The 4,952-nt window shown below is 61.1% G+C and carries 4 protein-coding genes; 3 read left to right on the top strand and 1 reads right to left on the bottom strand.

Features of this window, described 5'->3' with window-relative positions:
* A partial coding sequence (locus JWQ61_RS20835; protein WP_304362195.1) for a LysR family transcriptional regulator occupies window positions 1–602 on the bottom strand: 602 nt, incomplete at its 3' end.
* Between the two features lie 125 nt (window positions 603–727).
* On the opposite strand from JWQ61_RS20835, the gene JWQ61_RS20830 reads away from it, so the two are divergent.
* From JWQ61_RS20830 to JWQ61_RS20820, 3 genes are read left to right on the top strand one after another with little or no spacing between them, the layout of a single operon-like run.
* Window positions 728–2,056 carry a D-serine ammonia-lyase gene (locus tag JWQ61_RS20830; RefSeq protein ID WP_304362194.1) on the top strand — a complete coding sequence of 443 codons (1,329 nt, stop codon included), beginning with the start codon at window positions 728–730 and terminating at the stop codon, window positions 2,054–2,056.
* Window positions 2,057–2,097: 41 nt separating this feature from the next.
* Window positions 2,098–3,408 (top strand): MFS transporter, encoded by a 1,311-nt coding sequence (locus JWQ61_RS20825; RefSeq protein ID WP_304362193.1) that lies wholly within the window; start codon window positions 2,098–2,100, stop codon window positions 3,406–3,408.
* A gap of 33 nt (window positions 3,409–3,441) precedes the next feature.
* Window positions 3,442–4,950 (top strand): M81 family metallopeptidase, encoded by a 1,509-nt coding sequence (locus JWQ61_RS20820; protein ID WP_304362192.1) that lies wholly within the window; start codon window positions 3,442–3,444, stop codon window positions 4,948–4,950.
* Window positions 4,951–4,952 lie beyond the last annotated feature (2 nt).

Raw genomic sequence — 4,952 nt, 5'->3', positions numbered from 1 at the left:
CCGGCCCATGGCGCGGAATCGTGCAACAGGGTGACGCCCGAGATGTCTTCGCCTGCGGCGAACTGGGGATGGCTTGCCAGATATTCCGGCGTCGCTACCGGCATCAGATATTCGTCGAGGATGCGGTCGGCATGCAGGACCTCGTATTGTCCCGGATCGAAGCGGATCGCGACATCGATGTCGTCGGCGCGCATGGCTTGCTGGTCGAGCGCCTGGAATTCCGCCTTGAGCCGCACGGTGGATTCGGGATGGAGGAGGTGAAAGTCGGTCAGGCGCGGCATCAGCCATTGCAAGGCAAAGGATGGCAGGCAATTGACCTGCAACGGACTATCCGAAGTGCTGAGGTGCTTGAGTGTCTGTTCGATGTCGAGGAAGGACCTGGATGCAGACTTGAACAGGGCTTCGCCTTTGACGGTCAGCACCAGGCCTCGGTGCTGGCGGCAGAACAGGGGATAGCTGAGGCGCTCCTCGAGATGCCGGATCTGCTGGCTGACCGCGCTTTGGGTGAGGTTCAGTGCCTCTGCAGCCTTGGTGAAACTGAGCAGGCGTCCGGCCGCTTCGAAGCAGCGCAGGGCGCCGAGGATGGATGAGTTGAGTTGCATTCGAATTAGTCCGGCTAATGACAGCAGTAGAAAATATCACTTTTTGCCAAAGGGTCATAAACATATAGTGATGACACAATTGTCAATGACTATTCTCCGCTAAGTTATTTCTTATGGATACTGTGTTGAAACTATTTCCTCCTGACCTGTTAGTACAGCTGCAGTCGCGCCAGCCCTTGCTGTGGCTCAATCCTGGCCTGGGCAGCGCCATGCCCGAAGATGCGCCATCAGTTGCCGACGTGCATGCCGCCGACGCCAGGCTGGTGCGTTGCGCCGGACTGCTGTCAATGCTGTTCGCTGAACTGGAAACCTGCGGCGGCGTGATCGAATCCGATCTGGTCGAAACGCCGCGCCTGCAGCGGACCATGGGCGGCGTTCCCGAGGGTGACGGTGCGTGGTTCATCAAGGCTGACCACGCACTTCCTGTCGCCGGCTCCATCAAGGCCCGCGGCGGCTTCCATGAAGTGCTGGCGCTGGCGGAGTCGATCGCCATCAGCCACGGCGTCATTGATCTCGATGACGACCGCGGGCAGTTGGCGTCCGAGCCGGCGCGGGCCTTGTTCGCGCGGCACACGATAACGGTCGGCAGCACCGGCAACCTTGGCTTGAGCATCGGCGTGATGGCTGCCGCGCTGGGTTTCAACGCTGTCGTGCACATGTCGACCGACGCCAAGGCCTGGAAAAAGGATCGCCTGCGCCAGCGCGGTGTGCTGGTTGTCGAGCACGACGGCGATTATGCGGCGGCAGTTGCCGCCGGACGGGAGCAGGCGCAGGCCGCTCCGCATACCCACTTTGTCGACGATGAACACTCGCTGATGTTGTTTCTCGGTTATGCCGCGGCGGCCCGCCATCTCGCTCGGCAACTGGCGGAGGCAGGGCGCATCGTCGATGCCAGCCATCCGCTGTTCGTCTATTTGCCCTGCGGCGTCGGCGGCGCGCCCGGCGGCATTACCTTCGGCCTCAAGGCATTGTTCGGCCCGCATGTTCACTGCTTCTTCGCCGAACCGGTCGCCTCGCCCTGCATGCTGGTGCAACTGGCGTCGCAGCAAAACACCCCACTCTCGGTCTACGACATCGGCCTGGACAACCGCACCGAGGCCGACGGCCTGGCGGTGGGGCAGGCTTCCCATTTGGTCAGTCCGCTGATGGCGGCGCAACTTTCCGGTGTCTTCACCGTGAGCGACCAGCAGCTATACGCCCAGCTATTCCAGGTACTGGAGGCAGAGGGAATGGAAATCGAGCCTTCGGCTGCGGCTGGCGTCGGTGGTCCGGATTGGCTGGCCAGCAGCGATGCCGGCCGCGCATATCTGCGCCGCCACGGCCTGGACCTGGCCGCCGCTACCCACGTCATCTGGACCACCGGCGGAGCGCTGGTGCCGCAGGAAGAGCTGCGCCGCTTTCAGAAGCGCGGCAGGCAGACAAGCGAAGCAGCCAGACCCTGCCACAACCAATAACGACTGATACCAAGCCATGCATATAATAAACAGGAGACACAATGAATACCTCTGCAACAGCCGCAGGCGTCGCTGACGCCGATTCCGCCTTCCAGGACGCCACCTACCGCAAGGTTGCCTTGCGCTTCATTCCTTTCCTGATGGTCTGTTACGTGGTGGCCTATCTCGACCGCATCAACGTCGGCATCGCCAAGCTGAACATGCTGGCCGACCTGCAGTTCAGCGAAGCGGCCTACGGACTTGGCGCCGGCCTGTTTTTTATCGGCTACCTGCTGTTCGAGGTGCCGAGCAATCTCATCATGCATCGCGTCGGCGCGCGGCTGTGGATAGCCCGCATCATGATTTCATGGGGACTGCTGTCGGGGATGATGGCTGTTGTCAGCGCGCCCTGGCAGTTCTACACCATACGCTTTTTGCTCGGGGTCGCCGAAGCCGGCTTTTATCCCGGGGTCATTCTCTACCTGACGTACTGGTTCCCGAATCATCGCCGCGGCAAGATGACCGCCTGTTTCCAGGCAGGGATTCCGATCGCGGGCCTTATCGGCAGCCCGTTGTCAGGCTGGATCATGGAGAGATTCCAGAATGTGGCTGGCCATACAGGATGGCAATGGATGTTTTTTCTGGAAGCCTTGCCGACCATTCCGCTGGCGATCGGCGTGCTGCTGATCCTTAGCGACCGGGTCAGCGATGCACGCTGGCTGACGCAAGAGCAGCGGCAACTGATTGCCGGTGAGATTGCACGCGATAACCAGCAGCGTGAACACATTCCACTGGCCGGCATCCTTGCGGACCCGCGCATCTGGAAGGTTATCGCGATGTCGTTTCCTGCCATGATGGGCTTGTATGCGCTGGGCTTCTATTTGCCCACGCTAATCAGAGATGCCGGCGCCACTGACGGTATCACGATCGGCTGGCTCAGCGCCATTCCATACTGTGTGGCGATTGTCTGCATGATTGCTGTCGGGCGCAGCTCAGACCGCATGCGCGAAAGGCGCTGGCACCTGGCGGCCATCTTGCTGCTCGGCGCATGCGGCCTGGTGGCCAGCGTCTGGGCCGCACAGAGCGTGGCGTTGACCGTGTTGTCGTTATCTGTCGCCGCTGCAGGAATCATCAGCTATTCGCCTATCATGTGGACGATACCGACAGCGTTTCTCGGCGGCGCCACCGCAGCGGCCAGCATTGGCGCCATCAATTCCCTGGCCAACCTGGGCGGCTTCGTCAGTCCTTACCTGATTGGCTGGATCCGCGACACTTTCCACGGCACTGCGCCGGCCATCTACATCATTGCCGGCAGCCTGGTGCTGAGTGCGCTGATCGCACTGAGTTTCGATGCAAAGCAGGTCAACCGCTGAACCGGGTAGCGGCAACAAGATCAGGAGATGCATATGACTAAAACACTTGCGCCCATCCGGCTGGCAGTCGGCGGCATTATCCACGAAACCAATACTTATGCGGCTGAGTTCGCCGGCATGACACCGCTATCAGCCTTCGAGCGCTATTACGGCGAAGATATTGCACAAGCATTCACCGGCTCCAATCACCAGGTCGGCGGTTTTATCGAAGGCGCGCGCAGGCACGGCGCGACCTTGCTGCATACCTTCCTGGGCCAGGCGACGCCGTCGGGAACCATCGAAGGCGCTGCCTATGCCGACATGAAACAGGCCATCCTCGACGGTATCCGCCAGGCGCTTCCGCTCGATGGCATTCTGCTGGCTCTGCACGGTGCGGGAGTGGCCGACGATGTCGAGGATATCGAGGGCGACCTGGTTGCGGCCGTGCGCGCCTTGGTCGGTCCCGCAATGCCGATTGCCGCCGTCTACGATCTCCACGGGAACATGACGGAACAGATGCAGCAGGCTTGCGATCTTACCTTGCCCTGCAAGCTGTATCCGCATACCGATTTCCAGGAGCGCGGGATCGAATCGGTCGACCTGTTGCTGCGCATGATCCGAGGCAGCTTGAAGCCGGTTACCTATGTACGCCGGTTACCGATGCTGCCGTACATAGTGACGACCAATACGGGTTTTGTGCCGGCAGACGTGAACGAAGTATGCCGCAAGCTGGGGCAGCAGGGTGGTGTCATCGATTGTTCCTGGTTCCACGGTTTTCCTTACGCCGACATTGCCGCACCTTGTCCTGCCGTCATCTGCACCACCGATGGCGATCTCGCGCTGGCCAAGCGTTGCGCGGACGAGGCGGCTGCGTGGATCTGGCGGCATCGCGAGGATTTCCGTCCCGGCTTTCCTGCGCCAGCCGCCGGCGTGGCGCAGGCCATGGCGGCTGACACTGGCCCGATTGTCATCAACGAATATGCGGATAACCCAGGAGGCGGCACGCCGGGCGACGGCACGCATCTGCTGCGGGCTTTGCTGGAAGCCAGGCCCGCATCCGGCACCTGCTGCTTTGCCTCGATCAACGATATCGCAGTGGTTCGCCAGGCAGTGCATGCCGGCGTGGGCAACACCATCCGCGTTTCGCTAGGTGGCAAGATGGGACGGTTCCAGGGCGAGCCGATCGTGGCCGATGCTTATGTCAAGGCGATTACGGACGGCCGCTTTACCAATCGTGCCGGTTCCATGTTCGAGGGAGTACATTTTGACCTGGGCGCCATGTGCCGGCTGGTGATCCAGGGGGTTGACGTCATCGTGGCGTCGCGCGCCGAACAGATCTATGACGCCGAACCTTTCCTGCTGCATGGCATTGATGCAGCCCGGTACAAGATCATCGCGCTCAAGGGGGCGAACCATTTTCGCGCTGGATTCCGTACCCTGGCGGCGAAAATCATCACGGTGGACAGCGAAGGATTAAGCACGGCGGCGATCACGTCATTTCCCAGGGAACGGCTTGCTGCAAAAGTGTGGCCGCTGGATGACGGCGCCATATTGGGCGAGTGATA

It is taken from the genome of Collimonas fungivorans, assembly GCF_028292705.1.
Taxonomy (GTDB): Bacteria; Pseudomonadota; Gammaproteobacteria; order Burkholderiales; family Burkholderiaceae_D; genus Collimonas; species Collimonas fungivorans_B.
Note: the sequence above shows the minus strand (reverse complement) of the source record. Positions and strands in the feature narration are given on the sequence as shown.

Excerpts from the sequence above, each read along its gene's own strand:
- JWQ61_RS20825 (WP_304362193.1), top strand. The coding sequence starts at position 2,098 with ATGAATACCTCTGCAACAGCCGCAGGCGTCGCTGACGCCGATTCCGCC.
- JWQ61_RS20820 (WP_304362192.1), top strand. The coding sequence starts at position 3,442 with ATGACTAAAACACTTGCGCCCATCCGGCTGGCAGTCGGCGGCATTATC.